19 protein-coding genes are annotated in these 17,149 nt (G+C 44.7%); 1 reads left to right on the top strand and 18 read right to left on the bottom strand.

Translation table 11 applies throughout. The features are described from left to right. Positions 1-105: 105 nt before the first annotated feature. The 15 genes from N5C46_RS00995 to N5C46_RS00925 all read right to left on the bottom strand — a co-directional run bounded on the left by N5C46_RS00995 (position 106) and on the right by N5C46_RS00925 (position 13,909). Positions 106-1,296, bottom strand: a complete 1,191-nt coding sequence (locus tag N5C46_RS00995; protein WP_261750547.1) for a pyridoxal phosphate-dependent aminotransferase — start codon at positions 1,294-1,296, stop codon at positions 106-108. 18 nt (positions 1,297-1,314) lie between these two features. Continuing rightward, positions 1,315-1,791 (bottom strand): cell wall elongation regulator TseB-like domain-containing protein, encoded by a 477-nt coding sequence (locus N5C46_RS00990; protein WP_261750546.1) that lies wholly within the window; start codon positions 1,789-1,791, stop codon positions 1,315-1,317. A gap of 12 nt (positions 1,792-1,803) precedes the next feature. Beyond that, the gene (locus N5C46_RS00985; protein WP_079533122.1) at positions 1,804-1,974 is read right to left on the bottom strand and encodes a YpmA family protein; all 171 of its coding nucleotides are present in this window, start codon (positions 1,972-1,974) and stop codon (positions 1,804-1,806) included. A 135-nt stretch (positions 1,975-2,109) separates the two neighbouring features. Further along, a complete protein-coding gene (locus N5C46_RS00980) occupies positions 2,110-2,946 on the bottom strand; it encodes a hypothetical protein (protein ID WP_261750544.1) in 837 nt (278 codons plus the stop codon). Positions 2,947-3,023: 77 nt separating this feature from the next. After that, positions 3,024-5,813, bottom strand: coding sequence for an ATP-dependent DNA helicase DinG (dinG, locus tag N5C46_RS00975; RefSeq protein ID WP_261750543.1), 2,790 nt, complete (start codon positions 5,811-5,813; stop codon positions 3,024-3,026). Between the two features lie 108 nt (positions 5,814-5,921). Next, a complete protein-coding gene (gene panD / locus N5C46_RS00970; RefSeq protein WP_261750542.1) occupies positions 5,922-6,305 on the bottom strand; it encodes an aspartate 1-decarboxylase in 384 nt (127 codons plus the stop codon). Next, the gene (gene panC, locus N5C46_RS00965) at positions 6,298-7,167 is read right to left on the bottom strand and encodes a pantoate--beta-alanine ligase (RefSeq protein WP_261750541.1); all 870 of its coding nucleotides are present in this window, start codon (positions 7,165-7,167) and stop codon (positions 6,298-6,300) included. The genes panD and panC overlap by 8 nt, the downstream gene beginning before the upstream one ends. Further along, positions 7,164-8,003, bottom strand: a complete 840-nt coding sequence (gene panB / locus N5C46_RS00960) for a 3-methyl-2-oxobutanoate hydroxymethyltransferase (RefSeq protein ID WP_261750540.1) — start codon at positions 8,001-8,003, stop codon at positions 7,164-7,166. The genes panC and panB overlap by 4 nt, the downstream gene beginning before the upstream one ends. Before the next feature lie 274 nt (positions 8,004-8,277). Beyond that, positions 8,278-9,261 (bottom strand): biotin--[acetyl-CoA-carboxylase] ligase, encoded by a 984-nt coding sequence (locus tag N5C46_RS00955; protein ID WP_261750539.1) that lies wholly within the window; start codon positions 9,259-9,261, stop codon positions 8,278-8,280. Then, a complete protein-coding gene (locus tag N5C46_RS00950; protein ID WP_261750538.1) occupies positions 9,246-10,439 on the bottom strand; it encodes a CCA tRNA nucleotidyltransferase in 1,194 nt (397 codons plus the stop codon). The genes N5C46_RS00955 and N5C46_RS00950 overlap by 16 nt, the downstream gene beginning before the upstream one ends. A 47-nt stretch (positions 10,440-10,486) precedes the next feature. After that, positions 10,487-11,611 (bottom strand): N-acetyl-alpha-D-glucosaminyl L-malate synthase BshA, encoded by a 1,125-nt coding sequence (gene bshA, locus N5C46_RS00945; RefSeq protein ID WP_261750537.1) that lies wholly within the window; start codon positions 11,609-11,611, stop codon positions 10,487-10,489. 4 nt (positions 11,612-11,615) lie between these two features. Further along, positions 11,616-12,257, bottom strand: a complete 642-nt coding sequence (gene bshB1, locus N5C46_RS00940; RefSeq protein ID WP_261752245.1) for a bacillithiol biosynthesis deacetylase BshB1 — start codon at positions 12,255-12,257, stop codon at positions 11,616-11,618. Between the two features lie 61 nt (positions 12,258-12,318). Further along, positions 12,319-12,726: a methylglyoxal synthase gene (mgsA, locus tag N5C46_RS00935; protein ID WP_261750536.1), complete on the bottom strand. Its 408-nt coding sequence runs from the start codon at positions 12,724-12,726 to the stop codon at positions 12,319-12,321. Between the two features lie 12 nt (positions 12,727-12,738). Beyond that, entirely contained in the window at positions 12,739-13,509 is a 771-nt protein-coding gene (dapB, locus tag N5C46_RS00930) for a 4-hydroxy-tetrahydrodipicolinate reductase (protein ID WP_261750535.1), read from the bottom strand. Further along, entirely contained in the window at positions 13,496-13,909 is a 414-nt protein-coding gene (locus N5C46_RS00925; RefSeq protein ID WP_261750534.1) for a nucleotide pyrophosphohydrolase, read from the bottom strand. Before N5C46_RS00925 ends, dapB begins: the two co-directional genes overlap by 14 nt. A gap of 100 nt (positions 13,910-14,009) precedes the next feature. Between N5C46_RS00925 and N5C46_RS00920 the strand changes: the two genes are divergently transcribed. After that, entirely contained in the window at positions 14,010-14,879 is an 870-nt protein-coding gene (locus N5C46_RS00920) for a YitT family protein (protein ID WP_261750533.1), read from the top strand. Positions 14,880-14,936: 57 nt separating this feature from the next. Here N5C46_RS00920 and N5C46_RS00915 read toward each other — a convergent pair whose 3' ends face one another. The 3 genes from N5C46_RS00915 to N5C46_RS00905 form a co-directional block, all read right to left on the bottom strand. Beyond that, complete coding sequence (locus N5C46_RS00915; RefSeq protein ID WP_034758397.1) at positions 14,937-15,617, bottom strand: zinc metallopeptidase; 681 nt, start codon at positions 15,615-15,617, stop codon at positions 14,937-14,939. A gap of 60 nt (positions 15,618-15,677) precedes the next feature. After that, positions 15,678-16,469 (bottom strand): sporulation protein YpjB, encoded by a 792-nt coding sequence (gene ypjB, locus N5C46_RS00910; RefSeq protein ID WP_261750532.1) that lies wholly within the window; start codon positions 16,467-16,469, stop codon positions 15,678-15,680. 62 nt (positions 16,470-16,531) lie between these two features. Further along, positions 16,532-17,131, bottom strand: coding sequence for a lipoprotein heptaprenylglyceryl N-acetyltransferase LhaT (locus tag N5C46_RS00905; protein WP_261750531.1), 600 nt, complete (start codon positions 17,129-17,131; stop codon positions 16,532-16,534). Between the last annotated feature and the right edge of the window lie 18 nt (positions 17,132-17,149).

Below are 17,149 nucleotides of genomic sequence, written 5' to 3'. Positions count from 1 at the left end.
TCGTTATTTATTATACATTTACCATTATCCCGTCGCAATAGATAGAGCGAAACGAGATGAGTTTAAGGAAAAAGCAGACCGCTATACGGTCTGCGATTCCCTCTATTATCTGCTTTTATCCTCAACAAATTTCTGCATGCGCCCGATCGCTTCTTCAAGGGCATCGAGGCTTGTGGCATATGATAGGCGGATATTGTTTTCAGACCCGAATCCTGAACCTGGGATGACGGCTACCTTCGCCTCTTCAAGCAGGGCCTTCGTGAATTCATCAACAGTGTGATAGCCTGTTTTCTTTGCCGCTTCTGACACATTCGGGAATAGATAGAAAGCACCTTGAGGCTTTAAACAATGGAACCCCGGGATACGGTTCAATTTATCAAACACAATGTTTAAGCGCTCTTCGAATGCCTCTCTCATCTCCTCTACAGGCATCTGGTCCCCCATGTAAGCTGCAACGGTCCCGTATTGTGAAGTGGTAGTGGGGTTGGAAGTTGAGTGGCTGGCAAGATTGGTCATCGCTTTGATGACGGATTCGTTTCCTGCCGCATACCCGATTCTCCATCCCGTCATGGAATGTGATTTAGAGACTCCATTGATCACAATGGTTTGTTCTTTCAATTCCTTGGACAATTCTGCGATGGACGTATGGGTGTTCCCACCATAAACCAGCTTCTCATATATTTCATCAGACACGATCATGATGCCCTTTTCCAGGCACACTTCCCCGATGGCCCCAAGCTCTTCACGGGAATACAGCATACCTGTAGGGTTGCTTGGTGTGTTGAGAATGACAGCCTTCGTTTTCGAAGTGACTGACTCTTCCAGCTGTTGGGGGGTGATTTTGTACTCATTCTCTTCTTTTCCTTCGACAATGACGGGAGTCCCACCGGCAAGCTTCACCTGTTCTGGATAGCTTACCCAGTATGGTGTAGGGATGATGACTTCATCCCCTTCATTTAATAAGACTTGGAATAATGTATATAGAGCATGCTTTGCCCCACTTGTCACTATGAGCTCGGATGGTTTGTAGGTCAGGTGCTGATCGGTTTCAAACTTATGGATGATCGCTTCTTTCAATTTGGCCATTCCACCGGACGGAGTATATTTCGTATGACCTTCCGTCATGGACTCATAGGCCGCCTTGATGATATGTTCCGGTGTATTGAAGTCGGGTTCTCCGGCACCCAAACCGATGACATCGATACCCTGTGACTTCATTTCCTTCGCTTTAGCCGTGATCGCTAACGTCGTGGATGGTGTTAAAGCACTGACTCTATCAGCTAACGTGAATTTCATTTGTCCTGTTCCCCCTGATCATAAATTTTCAATTTTTCTCCACCATTCCCCGGTAGAAAACAGCAGATAATAATAATTTAAATTGTCTTGTTGATCTAAGTAGGTCATTTCCCACACCGGACCGACGGATTCATACCCTAAACGGACCGATAATAATTCTTTTGGTTTCTTTTCATCATTTAGTTTATTGATTGCCTGATCTTTTGTAATGCCATTGGCCCATTTTTTCTCAATAATTTTCCCTTTCTTATCCGGGACCCAGGCAACCAGCTTTTCCCTCTTTTCATTTTGGCCGGTTACCACTACATAGGACTTCGAGCCATTATAAAAGCTCGTATCCTCCACTTTCACGATGGCAGTTTCATCTTCCACCCGCTTCAAGGCCAGGTCCCTCTGATGATCGAGAGGATTCCGGGAAAGTTGGTACACAAGTACTGAGGCTGAGATTCCAATGACGAGGAACAATAGTACGATGATGGTTATCCATTTTTTCATTACAATCACTCTTTATGTACGATAAATTGTTAATACTGCTTGATTCTGATCTTCCGGATCTAATGCTAAACCAAACATATAATCATCTTTTTTTAACGTTCTATTCAATGTATCAACCACTTTATATAAGTTATCCGTATACTCGATACGAACAGTGGAAAGAACTTCGATTCGGCTTTCCATGTTGGTCCTCCTTTTAACTATTACCCTCATTCAAGTAAAAAAACTCTACACACATTATAACAACATAAGGGGCCACCTTGGTAGGGGAATATCATAAAAAAACAGTGATGAATTCATACATGGAAGGCTGAACTGTCAGCCTCCCTCCTTGAACACTCCATCCTCCTGATCAAACGTGAGCACCTCGTAGTTTCTACTGTTAAATTTTACTGCTATCAGCCCGTGTTGACCCGTTAAGTAAAGATCGATCCACGCTTCGTTGATGGCTTCAAGCATTTCACCATTCAGGAGCCTTTCTTTCGAACGGTAAAGAATGGCGGTTTGTGGGTCAACATGCTTAAGAAGTCTGTGAGACATGCCTTCTGATTTGGCATGGACGGGCAGTTTCACGATGTTGACGTTTTTCAGGGGTTTACTGAGCAGTACCCCTTCAGCATGTGATGATTGGGAACTCAGCCAGAGAAAGCGATGCTGAAAAAAGGTGAAGGAAAAGTCCAACCCTTCTCTCTTTTCGTTTCCTTCGTGTAGGGCCCTCATGGTTAATTCATCTGAAAATGTACAGGTCTGGTCCTCTTGTACAGTATGAAGGAATCGGGAGACTCTTTTCGGCATTAGTGTTTCAAGGGATTTCCCTACGATGATCTCTTCAATGCCGAACTTTTCCACCAGTTCAATGATCATTGTCTCGTCGACTTCATTCTTCTCTGTAAGTATTAAACCCTTGATGCTGTCTATATGAATTTGATTGAAATAATAATAAAGTTGCCTGCGGTCCTTAAATGCTCCTGTATTGATCAAATAATGATTGCCAGATGCCAGGTGAAGGACAGCGACCTCCCCTTTTTCTACAGGGAGGAAACTAATCGCATACTCTTCTTGGGAGATATGTAAATCCACCTTGGGGACTTTCATTCCATAAGCATTTGACGTCACCAGGAGAAAAGACAGCACAGTCAGTAAAATCACTCTCATTTACAATCCTCCAGTTTCACATCTACCCTTTAGAGTGTGTCAAAGGAGAGATTTTATCACTGAAGTTCAAACGGATTTCAGAGCCAATCCTCGATCCAGGAAACAAGATCAAATAGATCGCCTTCTTTGACTTCCATTGAAGGGATCGACTGCAGGAATGCTTTACCATACCTTGTTGTCTTGATTCTCCGGTCATACACAATCACGATTCCCCGATCACTGCTTCTTCTGATCAGCCTTCCTACCCCTTGCTTGAAGCGGATGATAGCTTCAGGTAGAGAGTGGGAAGAAAACGGGTTCTTCCCCTGGGCTTTCAGGATATCCGATTTCGCCTGATTGACCGGCTCATCCGGTGGGGAAAACGGGAGTCTCACCATGGCAAGGCAGGACAGGTCCTCTCCCGGAATGTCCACCCCTTCCCAGAAACTGCTCGTACCGAATAATATCGCCTTGTCGAACCTTTGGAAGTTCTTGGTCAAGCGCGTACGGCTGCCTGATGTGATCCCCTGTGCCATCAACACATATTCTTCCAATAAGCCACTTTCTTTCATGAGTTCGTATGTTTTCCTCAGCATATCGTAGGACGTGAATAATATGAGCATCCTTCCCTTTGTCGCCTGGGCGACCCCTATTAAATGGGAGCTGATGGCCTCAATGTATTCCTCGCTTTGAACCTGTTGAATTTCAGGTACATCCGTCGGAACGAAAAGCCTTGAGACCTCATGATAGTCGAAGGGGGAAGTCAGCTGAACCTTTTTCACATTGTCTGCAAGTCCGATTTCATTCAGGAAGTATTGAAATGAGCCGCTGACGGTCAAAGTGGCAGATGTCAACACCACGCTTTTCTTCTTGGCGAAAATCTCACTCTGAAGATTCCCGTCGACCGTGATCGGCTGAGCCTGAATGGTCAGGCTGTTCGGCAGCGACCTGGTATCTCCATCAAGCCAGAGAACATGATTGTTCATATCTTTTAGAAACACGGTTTGGAAGTTCGTTCTCAATTCCGTTAAATCCACCAAAAAGCTATAGAATTCTTCAATTAGTGCCTTTTCTTTATCAAGGAGTTTGATTTTCTTCTCCTTGATGGTATCCAGCACCTGCTGAAACTCCCTTTCAATATGTTTCATTCCTGAAATCACACGTTCCATCGACATGAGGACAGGTTGCCAATAACGGCTGTTTTTCATTTCATCGGTAATGCGCAGCTGGATCTTCTGTATTCCGGTTCTTTTTTTAGCCTTTTTGTAGAATACACTTGTCAAGACGGAAAACGCTTCTTCCAGATCCAGATAGAACTGCCCGATGATTTTATCCAATACAAAGGTATGGGTCTTCAAATCGACAGTGTGACTGGAAAGTAGCTGATCCAACCGGTAGAACAGTTGTTTATGATCCAGCATCCCCAGCTGTGAAGTGCTGAACTTAATGGAGAGATAATCCATGATTACCCCCAGATGCTGCCGCGCTGATTTTTCCAAATGATGGGCCTCATCGATCACTAAATAATCATAGGGAGGAAGCATGCTGCTCTCCCTCACCATATCGGTTAATAGCATCGAATGGTTGGTGATGATGATATCTGCTTCCTGGGCATTCTTTCTTGCAGCAAGATAGAAATCCTTCCCGATCCATGGATCTTTTGTATGGGTGAGGTGCCAGCCGTCGTGTTTTAATCGATTCCAAAACAACTGACCCCCGGAAGTGAGGTTCAATTCATCCATATCCCCGGTCTCGGTCCGTGTCAGCCATACAAGAATCTGCATCTTTGTCAGGACCACATCGTACTGGGACTCATCTTCCCTGAGGGACTGCTCGAATTTAAACAGATTTATGTAATGATTCTTCCCTTTCAAGAGAACGGTCCTGAATGGGGTAGGACTGATTTTCTCCAGTAATTTAATTTCTTTATGAAGCAGTTGCTCTTGCAGTTGAATGGTATATGTACTGATGACCACTTTTTGGTGAGTGCGTTTGGCAAACAGAACGGCCGGCCATAAGTAACCCAGTGACTTTCCTACACCGGTACCCGCTTCGATAACCACATGCTGTGATTCATCGAATGCATGTCCTATTTCGTTCATCATGACCATTTGCTGCTCTCTTTTTTCATAGAAAGGAACATGCTGTGCCAGGTGTCCTTCTATATCGGGTAGATCAAAAACGATTTCTTCATCGGTTGTATCTGGGTGACTCCTCTTTCGAAGGGCAAGGCCCCGGTATACCTCAAGTTCTTCTGAGAGATCCTCTACATGCTTTTGTTTATTTGTCACGATGCTGTCAAACAACAAGTCAAGATCACTCTTTAAGTGATTCGAGAGTTTATGAAGTTTTTCAAGGGTGACAAGAGGAAGCTTTGAAAGTTCTTCGATAAAATAAAGAAGGATTTCAGCTGTCACATAAGCATCGCTATCCGCCTGATGCGGCCTGACATGGCTCAGATTCAATGAATTGGATAGCTCTGTCAGTTTAAAACTGTCCGCAGATGGCAAAGCCACTTTTGCGAGTTCCACTGTATCAAAGGCAGGTCCCTTAAATGGGTTATATCCTGCGTCTTCCAGCTCTGCCTGAAGAAATGAAAGATCAAATTGAACGTTGTGGGCGACAAAGATACCATGATCCAATAATTCCAGGATTTTCGGTGCAATTTCATGAAAAGACGGTGCGTCCTTCACCATGTCATCATTGATCCCGGTTAACTCCTCTATAAATGCAGGAATGGGTTTTCCAGGAGATACAAAGGATGTAAATTGATCGATGATTTTCCCGCCTTCTATTATAACCGCTGATAGTTGAATGATTTTTTCTCCCTTCTTAGGGGAATTTCCTGTTGTTTCCAAGTCGATGACAACCAGTTTAAATGGGTACATGTTATTCACTGCCTTTATATAGATCCTACTCTTATGATTTTCTAAATAAGTGTACCATAAACAAAAAAGCAAGTCTCCTATTCCCAAACTAGAAGACTTGCCCATCTTTTATAGTATTGTCGCTTCCGGTTCCGTTCCGATCATATCGATCACCCGGTTGTTTTCCCCCATGATCGCCACTTTTGGAATATGGTCATGAACCATCTCCTCAGCAACCAGTTTATACGAAATGATGATGACGATATCCCCTTTTTGCACGAGCCTTGCAGCCGCACCGTTCAGACAGATGACGCCGCTACCTCTTTCCCCCGGTATGATATAGGTTTCCAGGCGGGCACCGTTATTGTTGTTGACAATCTGAACCTTTTCATTTGCCATCATTCCGACTGCATCGAGAATATCCTTATCGATGGTAATGCTCCCGACGTACTCAAGGTTTGCTTCGGTTACCGTCGCTCTATGAATTTTTCCACTCATCATCGTTCTAAACATAGTAATCCTCCTCCGGTTGTACACTGATGATTATATTATCTATTAATCTGGCCTGTTGAAATTGAACGGCTACAGCTATGATGATGTCACCTTCAAGCCGCTTCAGTTCACGAAACTCCGGGTATGAATACACTTCTACATAATCGATGGTACCAGAAGTGTTTTCTTGTATGATTTTAGAAATCATCCCCGTAAGGAAAGAAGGACTTCTCTCTCCCTCTTCAATCCTTTTACGCGCTTCTTGCAAACTTTCATAAAGGAAAGGGGCAACTTGTCTTTCGTCTTGTGACAGATAGACATTCCTTGAACTCTTGGCCAGTCCATCCTCTTCCCTGACAGTAGGGACCCGGATGATTTCAATCGGAAAGAAATAATCGCTCACCAAGCCTTCCACCACAGCAACTTGTTGGGCATCCTTCTGGCCAAAGTAAGCCCTCGTAGGCTGTACAAGATGAAATAATTTCGTCAGGACCGTCACAACCCCGTCAAAATGACCTTCCCGCTTACGGCCGCACAGTACATCCACACGCTCCTCCACGTTCATCGTGATTGACTGCTTCCCCGGGTACATGTCAGCCACGTCAGGAATGAAAAGAATATCAACCCCCGACATCCTTGCTAACTCCGTATCCCTCTCCACATCACGGGGATAGCGGTCAAAATCTTCATTCGGCCCGAATTGCAGGGGGTTCACAAAAATACTCATCACAACGACTTCATTGTTGGTCCTTGCTTCCTTCGCCAAGGTCAGATGCCCCTCATGAAGAAAGCCCATTGTAGGGACAAACCCTATCGTTTTCCCCGTATTTTTCAAATGATCTATCGTTAATCTCAAATCGTTTATTTTGGATATGACATTCATTTTTTCAACCCGCCATAGAGAGAATGAAGTTCTTCATCCCGCATAGTGAAAGAATGTTCATCTGTCGGAAAGCTACTGTCCTTTACTTCATCAATATAGTTTTTAAGGCTGTCATGCATGATCTCGGATGCATTCCCAAATTGTTTGACAAACTTAGGCACGCGGTTCACACCATATGTCACAAGGTCATGGAATACCAATACCTGACCGTCTGTATCCACCCCGGCACCGATGCCGATCGTCGGAATCGTCAAGGCTTCTGATATCTCCCTTGCGATTTGTTTCGGTACGCATTCCAGTACCAGGGCAAAGGCACCGGCTTCTTCACATTTCATGCTATCTTCAATCAACTTCTTCGCTGTATCGGCCGTCTTCCCCTGAACTTTATATCCTCCAAGTATCCCAACAGATTGAGGAGTCAATCCTAAATGGGCCACCACGGGAATTCCCGCACTTGTAAGGTCCCTTATTCGATCGATGACGTGGGCGCCTCCCTCGACCTTTACGGCATGGGCCCCACCTTGTTGAAGGATGTCCGCAGCTGTTTTAAGTGTTTCTTCCCTAGATAGGTGGTAAGACATAAAAGGCATATCGGTCACGATAAACGTATTCGATGCCCCTCTTTTTACGGCTTTCGTATGATGGATCATATCAAATACCGTTACAGGTACCGTAGAGTCATATCCTAATACGACCATGCCCAGACTGTCTCCCACAAGAATGACATCGATTCCCGATTCCTCGGCTACTTTCGCACTTGGATAATCATAGGCTGTAACCATGGCAATCTTTTCTTTTCCATTCTTCATCTTAAGAAAATCTGTTGTTTGTTTCATGTTACCCTCCTTCTTTTCAGTCAGAGGTGACGAAACGAAATGAAAGCACTTTCATGATGAATATAAAAAAACCTCCTGAAAAAATGACAGAAGGATCATAAGTGTTTGATATCATTGTTTCGACCCTCTGTCCCAGTCCACAATGGATCAAGGCAGAAATAGTATTGAATAGTAAATGTACGTTCTTTAAAGGTGCAGTTCCGAGGATACTGCCCAATAGGATTATACCATAAAAGAACGGGATGGCTACACAGATTTCCATCCCGCTGCACGTTTAAACATTCACTTCAATATCGGCGGAGTAGATCTGATGGATCGTCCCACCTGAGTCTTCGATCTTCAATACACCCTCATCCGTGATCCCGAGTGCCCTTCCTTCAATGGTTCCATTGATGGTCCTTGCCCGGATCTTCTTCCCGATACTGATGGCGTAGCTTTCCCATAAAAGCTTGATTGGTGTGAATCCTTCTTTCATGTACAGTGAATACAACGCCTCTATCCGTTCCAATAACCTCTGAACAATGACAGATCTCGATAAGGTACGTCCTTCTTCGATGGACAGCGAGGTTGCGATCTTTTGAATCTCGTCGGGGAAATGGTCTTTCGTCTGGTTGACATTCATCCCGATCCCGATAATGATGGAATTGATTTTATCCGATTCAGCCTGAAGTTCCGTCAGGATACCCGTCACCTTTTTCCCATTGATGAGTATATCGTTTGGCCATTTGATCTGGGGATGGAGACCGGTAACCTCCTCGATTGCCTGGACTACGGCCACGGCTGCAATGAGTGTGAATTGTGGGGCCTTTTGAGGCGGAAGGTGCGGCTTTAAGATTAGGCTCATCCAAATTCCAGTACCCTTCGAGGAATGCCACTCCCTCATCAATCTGCCCCGTCCGGCCGTCTGTTCGTCTGCGATGACCAATGTACCTTCTTCCGCTCCATCACTTGCAAGGGTATGAGCGATTCGCTGGGTGCTTAGAACAGATTCTTCATAGTGGATCATAGTCCCTAACGTCCGGGTTTGAAGGCCTAAACGTATTTTACTTTCTGTGACACTATCAGGCGTCTCGATGATCCGGTATCCCTTTTTCCTCACAGCTTCCAATACGAAACCTTCTTTACGGAGCTCTTCGATATGCTTCCAAATCGCTGTGCGCGAACAACCCGCTATATCAGCAAGTGCTTGTCCCGATAAAAATTCCTGATCCGATTCGAATAATGCCTGGAGGACTTTTTTTCTTATAGTCGATTGCATGTTACGAGCCACCTCCTTATCTCTTCTTTATCATTGGATATCGTCTCATTGATGATAGCTGATTCAATTTCCAATAATCGTTCTTTCACCCATGGACCACCCTTTTGATCAGCCCAAACCATTAAGTCCGTGCCTGTAACATCGAGTTCTTGCCTGGACGAGATTGCGAGCTTACGATATTGCTCCATCACTCTTTCCACCGAAAAGTCTGATGAAGGTTCCAGGCATCCGTATACCTTTTCAACATTGAGAGCTGCATCGAGCCCGGCACGATATAATAATGTCTTTGTCCATCCGGTGTGACGTTCCTTTAAAATATCGAGCTCCTTGGAACGGAGCCTGATCATTTTGGTAGGAAGTCTCCACCCTTTCAGAAAGGCCTGCATATCTTCCTCCCCTATATAAGTCAGTAAGACCAGCCATGCTTGATCTTTATTTAAAGAATCCAAACCGGGGAGATCTGCGAACGCTTTGAGCTGTGTGCGATATCCACTCAGAAAGGGAAGCTCCTTATACAAACCGGTATCTACAAGGAGATTCAGCCCTTCTCGCTTCCATCGGCCAGCCAGAGTTTTCTCAAATTCCATCGTTTTTCGTTCAACTGCTATATGCGCGAGCAGTTTCGAGTGGTCACTTAAGCTGATTAAAGTGGTTGATTCGAGATTGAAGCCGAGCTGACTGACAAACCGTACTGCCCTCATCATACGCAAGGCATCCTCGGTAAACCTCATCTCCGGTGAGCCCACGGTCCGAATCAACCCATTCTGTATATCTTCTCTTCCATGATAAGGATCAATGATTGTGCCATCCCCGTCCATGGCCATGCTGTTCATGGTGAAATCCCGGCGTTTCAGGTCCCCGTCGAGTGAACGGATAAATTCTACCTTATCGGGCCTTCTATAATCCGTATAGGAAGACTCGGTTCTGAACGTGGTGATTTCATATTCCCTGCCCTCTTCCAATACGAGGACCGTTCCATGCTCGATACCGATATCAACCGTTTTAGGGAAAACCGCTTTCACCTCTTCCGGATAGGCAGAAGTGGCGATGTCTACGTCATTGATCGTTCTGCCAAGTAGGTAATCCCGGACAGATCCTCCAACGAAATAGGCTTCGAATCCTGCCTTCTCAAGCTTTTTCAACACCGGAACAGCCTGTTGGAATATAGTTGGTAACATTCTTAACACCTGCTTTACTTGAATCGTCTTCACGGATCCCTGACTGTTCACAAAAGATTCTTATAGATTTGTTCATACTGCTCGACTATTTTGCTCGAGTGAAATGTCGACCGGGCCGTATGAAGGGCATTCTTCGATAATTCACTGTGGAGCCCATCATCCTTCAGCAATTGCAGCGCCCTGTCGGAAATTTGTTTGACGTTTCCGATTTCACAAATAAAGCCGTTGTATCCATCTTCGATCACTTCAGGGATGCCGCCTACATTCGTACCGATGCTCGGAACGCCACAAGCCATCGCCTCGAGTGCGACTAACCCGAAGCTCTCTTTTTCTGAAAGTAATAGTTTAATATCACTGATCGAATAAAGTTCTTCCAGATTATCCTGCTTCCCAAGGAATAAGACCATATCTTCTAATCCAAGCTCCGTTACCTGCTTACATATGAGTGTCATTTCAGGTCCGTCCCCTACAAGGAGAAGCTTGGATGGGATCTCCTTCTGGATGAGGTTGAAGGAAGCGACCACATCGGTCACCCTTTTCACACCACGGAAGTTCGATACGTGAATGATGACTTTTTCATCATCCTTGATTCCATATTGGCTTCTCAGATGACGGGAATCCACTTTCCTGTACACCCTCTCATCAATGAAGTTATAAACCGTCTGGATCTCTTTATCAGGCTGGATCAAATCATGGGTCTGTTTGACTAAAGCGGTAGACACCGCCGTCACGACATCCGACTTTTCAATGCCGAAGCGAATGGCCCCTGTCAGAGATGGATCGTACCCAAGAACCGTAATATCCGTCCCGTGTAATGTGGTGACGATCTTCACGTCCTTCCCGGACATCTGTTTCCCCAATATGGCACAGACAGCGTGGGGGATTGCATAATGAACATGGAGGATATCCAGGTTTTCCCGCTCCGTGATTTCCGCCATCTTATTTGCCAGAGCAATATCATATGGAGGATATTGAAAGACTGAATATTGACTCACTTCCACTTGATGAAAATAAATATTATGATACATTTTGTTCAATCTGAACGGGATGCTCGAGGTAATAAAATGGATTTCATGGCCTTTCTCAGCCAGTAATTTCCCGAGCTCCGTTGCTACTACCCCTGATCCTCCGACCGTGGGATAGCAGGTGATTCCTATCTTCAACTTCTTCATACAATTAATCTCCTAACAAATCATGATGCAAGATAAGGGTATTATAGGAAAAGAATCCTTCTGCATAGCGGAGTCCGGCAACTTTCCCCATCATGCTCTCCCTTGCTTCGACCGCTTCGATGTAACCTTCTGTTAAAGGAGTCGACACCCCGTCGGATCCTTTGGAGAATTGGCTTCCATATGCTTGAAGGCTCGCAATCTTCGCTTGCATATACGGCTCGATATCCACTACAAATTGAGGTTTATGAAACCCATTGATCATATAGAAATAGAGATGAGCCGTTTTATGAACCGGGGTTTCAGAAAGAAACTTCCGGATTCCCGCAGAGAAAAACGCCTCTTTCACCAGCCGGGAAGCATTTCCGTGATCAGGATGGCGATCTTGATCAAAGGGAGCAAATATCGCTTTCGGTTTATACGTTCTAATCAAGTTGACGACTTTCCCGATGTTTTCGTCCGTTATGTATATTCCCCGATCGGGTATATCAAGGGTCACCCTCTTATATGCACCTAATATGTCTGCTGCCCGCAGCGCTTCCTCTTTTCGCAAAGAAACCGTCCCATTCGAGGACAGCTCTGCCTCTGTTATATCGCAGATAACAATCTTCTTACCCTCAGCTGCATATTTCGCCAATGTTCCCCCCATACCGATCTCCACATCGTCGGCATGTGCTCCGAACGCAAGGATGTCTATTTGTCGGTCCACTTTACTCCTCCTTTTCCTTCACTATACTCCGCCACGCAATATCCCCTCTGTCAAGACCTCTTACCAGCACTTCAGCGGTCCCCATATTGGTCGCAAGGGGTACTGAGTACACATCACAGAGCCTGATCAGAGCCGATACATCAGGTTCATGGGGCTGTGCCGTCAGGGGATCCCGGAAGAAGAGGATAAGGTCCATTTTATCATTGGCAATGTATGATCCTATCTCCTGGTCTCCTCCCAATGGGCCTGAACGGAATCGATGGACGGATAAACCCGTTTCTTCCCCGATTCTTTTTCCCGTTGTCCCAGTAGCAAAGAGAGTGTGTTTCTCTATGATTGACTTGTATGCGAGCACAAAACGAATAAGATCGTCTTTTTTCTTATCATGAGCAATCAGTGCAATATTCATAACACTCACCCTTTAGTCTAAAATATTTTCAAGTCCATACACTAATGTGTCCAGTTTCATGACCGTGTCCACTGAAACCTTCACACCAGACATGAAACTTCCTCTGTGAAAAGAATCATGGCGTATCGTCAATGTTTGTCCCTCTGCTCCCAACATCACCTGCTGATGTGCGATGAGACCCGGAAGGCGGACACTGTGAATATGCATCCCATCTACATTCGCTCCCCTGGCACCGCTATGTGTTTCCTTTTCATCAGGGTGACCCTGTTCCTTCGATTGCCTTACTTCCCTTATCATTTCCGCTGTTTTCACGGCCGTACCCGATGGTGCATCCAATTTTCGATCATGATGCAATTCAATGATTTCCACATCATCGAAATATTTTGCAGCCATTTGAGAGAATTTCATCATAAGAACGGCTCCAATCGCAAAATTGGGAGCAATGATACATCCAAGTGACTTGGATTCTGCCAGTTCCTTCAATTCTTCCAGTTCATCCCGAGAAAAACCCGTTGTCCCGACAACCGGTCTGACCCCATACTCAAGGGCCGTTTTCGTATGATGATACCCGACTTCAGGCGTCGTCAAGTCAATCAACACATGTGGCGCTTCATCTTGAAAGCATTCCTCTATATCTGTATACACCGGTACATCCAGTTCGGCTTCCTTTTTATGATCGATTACGCTGATAAGAGTAAAATGCTCGGTGTCCTTCACCAATTGAACCGCTTCCTTGCCCATTCTTCCTCTTGGTCCTGCAATCGTGATGTTAATTTGCTCCATCTTCATCCCCACTTTCGATTCTGGTCCAACGATCTTTATCTCTAGTATTAAACTTATGCATCACCGTATTATGGGCTTCTTCAAGGCTGATATCCAGGGAGTTGGCCAAACAGATGACGACAAACAACAGATCCCCCAGCTCTTCTTCAATCGTGTTTTCTTTTTCTGTATGTTTCTTTGGTTTTTCGCCATGGTAATGATTCACTTCTCTCGCTAATTCACCAAGCTCCTCGGTCAAACGTGCTACCATCGCCAATGGACTGAAATAACCCTCTTTGAATTGACTTATGTATTGGTCCACTTCTTTTTGCAATTGATTCATTGTTTTATTTTTATCCATAAGAAGCCTCACTCCTTCATTATCTCCTATCATGTTAGCTAAATCCTCCCCGTTTGACAAATATTACGTTTGATTTCGCAAGTCTTCGTTGCCAGTTTGTTTTTCTTCTTATATAATGTCTCTGTCAACGGGATAATACTATAAAAGGAGGGAAACACAGATGATGGGATTGCGCATTAAAAATATTTTGTTCATCTTATTAGGATCGGCTATATTTGCATTTGGACTTGTACATTTTAATATCCAAAATAAACTGGCTGAAGGTGGATTCACGGGAATAACGCTCATTCTTTATTTCTTATTTGATATTGATCCGTCGTACTCCAACCTAGCCTTAAATATACCCCTATTCTTTCTGGGATGGAAGCTCCTCGGGAAGAAAGCTTTCTATTATACTGTGATAGGGACTGTCGCTCTATCCGTATTTCTATGGATTTTCCAACGGTATCAAATGACCATTAACCTGGAAGGGGATCTTTTTCTCGCAGCCTTATTTGCAGGTGTTTTCATTGGAATTGGACTGGGGATCATCTTCAGATACGGAGGTACGACAGGCGGGGTGGATATCATCGCACGGCTTGCCCATAAGTACATAGGCTGGAGCATGGGAAAGACGATGTTCATGTTTGATGCCGTCGTCATCGGCATCTCTCTCATTACGTATTTGGAATACCGGGAAGCGATGTACACGCTGGTGGCTGTATTCGTTGCTGCAAGGGTCATCGATTTCATGCAGGAAGGTGCTTATTCTGCCAGGGGCGCCATGATCATTTCAGAAAGCCATGAAGAAATCGCCAATGTCATCAATGAGAAAATGGACCGGGGAGTGACCGTATTAAGAGGCCACGGCTCATTTACAAAACAAGAACGGGAAGTGCTTTACTGTGTAGTCGGGAAAAATGAAATCGTGAGACTGAAAAACATCATCACAAGCGTCGATCCTCACGCCTTTGTATCCGTTACTGTGGTCCATGACGTTCTCGGCGAAGGATTCACACTTGATGCAGATAAAAACCCTATACTGGACTAGAGGGAAACAAAAAGCAGCCGGACTCAAATCATGAGTCCGGCTGCTTTTATCATATTTTTAATCGTCACCATTCATCCCGGTGAAAATAAGTACCAGTCTTAACAGTTCAATGATTGCGACTGCTGCAGCGGCTACATATGTCATTGCTGCTGCGTTCAGCACTTTTCTGGCATGACGCTCTTCTTCATTGCGGATCAGCCCAAGGGAGACGATTTGATTCATCGCCCTGGAGGAAGCATTGAACTCAACAGGAAGTGTGATCAATTGGAACACAACCCCTGCCGCCATTAAAATGATCCCGAGCAGGAACATACCCGATAATTGAGTAAAAATACCGATCATCAAGAAAATCCAGGACATATTTGAACCGATATTCGCGACCGGTACGAGAGCATGGCGGAAACGGAGAAACGCATAGCTTTCAGCGTCCTGTATGGCGTGGCCTACTTCATGGGCAGCCACTGCGGCCCCGGCTACGGAGTGCCCGTGGTAGTTATCAGGTGATAACGCGACCGTCTTGGTCATAGGGTTGTAGTGATCACTCAGGAATCCCCTGCCTTCCACTACCTTCACATTGTGCAAACCATTTTCGTCCAGAATCCTTCTTGCCATTTCCCTTCCGGTCATACCCGAAGTGGTGGCCACTCTTGAATATTTCTTAAACGTACTCTTTACACGCATCTGTGCCCCAATTGGAATAAGAGCAATCAGTAAAAAGTAAATCAAAAATCCTGCCATTTTCGCAAAAACCTCCAGATGTATAGATTACCTAAATTTTATAGCGCCATCATCTCACTGTCAATTTTTTTGCCGTTCGGACTTTTTCATTTCACCCTGTCCCTTATATTTTCTCCAACCTACATAAGATAATGTAGAAACAATGATACTTCCCGTGGATATAATGACCCACCAAAGAGAAGGATCTGCTTCATCCTCTGTCATGTTCTCGAATAGTTTTTGGAGATCCGTTTCCAAAGCGGTAAGCTCGCTCATCGTTTGCTCCCCTTCCAGCACGTCCTGTCGATAATGATCCAAGTAGGTGATCCGCGCATCCAGGGATTGAGCCCGTTCAACTGGAACATCTAATTTAATACTCGGCTGTATGATATTATATTTTGATAAAAATACATTCAATGTCGTTTGGTATTCATCAACGTTTCCACTTTCCGCCGCAACCTTGACACCATTAAAGGCCTCCATGATCGGGTCCTCCATTTCAACCCATAAAGGCTGATGCTGACTGTTTAATGCATCCATCACCAGGCGGAACTTCGTAACGGCATTCACCTTTTGCTCAAGGGCCAGGGAGGTTTGGTTGATACTTTCCAATGCAAGATTATGTGAAATGGTAAGGATTCTAAGCTCATCCATCGAGAAGGACTGCTGGGCACTCAAAGAGGCAAATTCCTCGGAGAAATAAACCAATAGATGCTTGGCTTCTTCATATCGGCCGGCCTTTGTCATCTGTAAAGCCTGATCCGATAGATCATCAAGCTCGTTGATTGGAGACGGAGATTCTACAGCGATTAATGGGTGAGGTACTAAAATGAGAAATAAGAAAAGCGTGATAAAAAATTGGATTAATTTCATACTTGTCCCCCCTAAAACTACTAATAAAGTGTATGAAGGGGTGGACAAGAGTAGACCATAAATCAGTCAAACTTATAGTCGAGGGAGAGACGATTTGTTTTCTGAGTGAAATAATAGGCAATGGCGATGGAGATGATGCTTAGCCAGAAAGTGAAATATCCAATATCCTGAATATACATATAGAGTCTTGAGTATACAGGAAACTGCATGAAAACATAATCGATGATGTCATTATGAATGGTCCAGACGGCCCCTGCGACAATATGCCACAACTTCACCCGGTAAAACGACGAATATAGGATACCCTGCACGGCCATTGCACCGTGTGAAGCCATCAGCATATATCCTTCCCAAGGCAAATCACCTGATACCATGAGGGTCAACAGATTCATGACCACTGCCCAAACCCCGTATTTAAACAGGGTGATGATGGCCAGCACTTCGAAAATCGGCCAATTCCGATTCAGTATAAATGCGATCAATACGAAACAAAAAAACAGACTGGCTGTCGGACTATCCGGGACAAATAGTAAAAACTGTGGAGGAGTATTTCGGAGTTGTGGAATATACCATATGTATCCATAAATGGTACCGAAAACATTCACTATCAGCAGAAACCATAAAAATGTTTTATTTCTTAAGATCGTCATGAGCCAAAGCATGTTTGCACCTCACTTTCA

Origin of the sequence: Rossellomorea vietnamensis (assembly GCF_025398035.1) — a bacterium.
Taxonomy (GTDB): domain Bacteria; phylum Bacillota; class Bacilli; order Bacillales; family Bacillaceae_B; genus Rossellomorea; species Rossellomorea vietnamensis_B.
This window is presented reverse-complemented; position numbering and strand designations above follow the sequence as displayed.

What these genes read in the sequence shown, in the direction of transcription:
- N5C46_RS00995 (WP_261750547.1), bottom strand. Translation starts at nt 1,296, where the DNA reads ATGAAATTCACGTTAGCTGATAGAGTCAGTGCTTTAACACCATCCACG.
- N5C46_RS00990 (WP_261750546.1), bottom strand. Translation starts at nt 1,791, where the DNA reads ATGAAAAAATGGATAACCATCATCGTACTATTGTTCCTCGTCATTGGA.
- N5C46_RS00985 (WP_079533122.1), bottom strand. Translation starts at nt 1,974, where the DNA reads ATGGAAAGCCGAATCGAAGTTCTTTCCACTGTTCGTATCGAGTATACG.
- N5C46_RS00980 (WP_261750544.1), bottom strand. Translation starts at nt 2,946, where the DNA reads ATGAGAGTGATTTTACTGACTGTGCTGTCTTTTCTCCTGGTGACGTCA.
- dinG (WP_261750543.1), bottom strand. Translation starts at nt 5,813, where the DNA reads ATGTACCCATTTAAACTGGTTGTCATCGACTTGGAAACAACAGGAAAT.
- panD (WP_261750542.1), bottom strand. Translation starts at nt 6,305, where the DNA reads ATGTTTAGAACGATGATGAGTGGAAAAATTCATAGAGCGACGGTAACC.
- panC (WP_261750541.1), bottom strand. Translation starts at nt 7,167, where the DNA reads ATGAATGTCATATCCAAAATAAACGATTTGAGATTAACGATAGATCAT.
- panB (WP_261750540.1), bottom strand. Translation starts at nt 8,003, where the DNA reads ATGAAACAAACAACAGATTTTCTTAAGATGAAGAATGGAAAAGAAAAG.
- N5C46_RS00955 (WP_261750539.1), bottom strand. Translation starts at nt 9,261, where the DNA reads ATGCAATCGACTATAAGAAAAAAAGTCCTCCAGGCATTATTCGAATCG.
- N5C46_RS00950 (WP_261750538.1), bottom strand. Translation starts at nt 10,439, where the DNA reads ATGTTACCAACTATATTCCAACAGGCTGTTCCGGTGTTGAAAAAGCTT.
- bshA (WP_261750537.1), bottom strand. Translation starts at nt 11,611, where the DNA reads ATGAAGAAGTTGAAGATAGGAATCACCTGCTATCCCACGGTCGGAGGA.
- bshB1 (WP_261752245.1), bottom strand. Translation starts at nt 12,257, where the DNA reads ATGGGGGGAACATTGGCGAAATATGCAGCTGAGGGTAAGAAGATTGTT.
- mgsA (WP_261750536.1), bottom strand. Translation starts at nt 12,726, where the DNA reads ATGAATATTGCACTGATTGCTCATGATAAGAAAAAAGACGATCTTATT.
- dapB (WP_261750535.1), bottom strand. Translation starts at nt 13,509, where the DNA reads ATGGAGCAAATTAACATCACGATTGCAGGACCAAGAGGAAGAATGGGC.
- N5C46_RS00920 (WP_261750533.1), top strand. Translation starts at nt 14,010, where the DNA reads ATGATGGGATTGCGCATTAAAAATATTTTGTTCATCTTATTAGGATCG.
- N5C46_RS00915 (WP_034758397.1), bottom strand. Translation starts at nt 15,617, where the DNA reads ATGGCAGGATTTTTGATTTACTTTTTACTGATTGCTCTTATTCCAATT.
- ypjB (WP_261750532.1), bottom strand. Translation starts at nt 16,469, where the DNA reads ATGAAATTAATCCAATTTTTTATCACGCTTTTCTTATTTCTCATTTTA.
- N5C46_RS00905 (WP_261750531.1), bottom strand. Translation starts at nt 17,131, where the DNA reads ATGCTTTGGCTCATGACGATCTTAAGAAATAAAACATTTTTATGGTTT.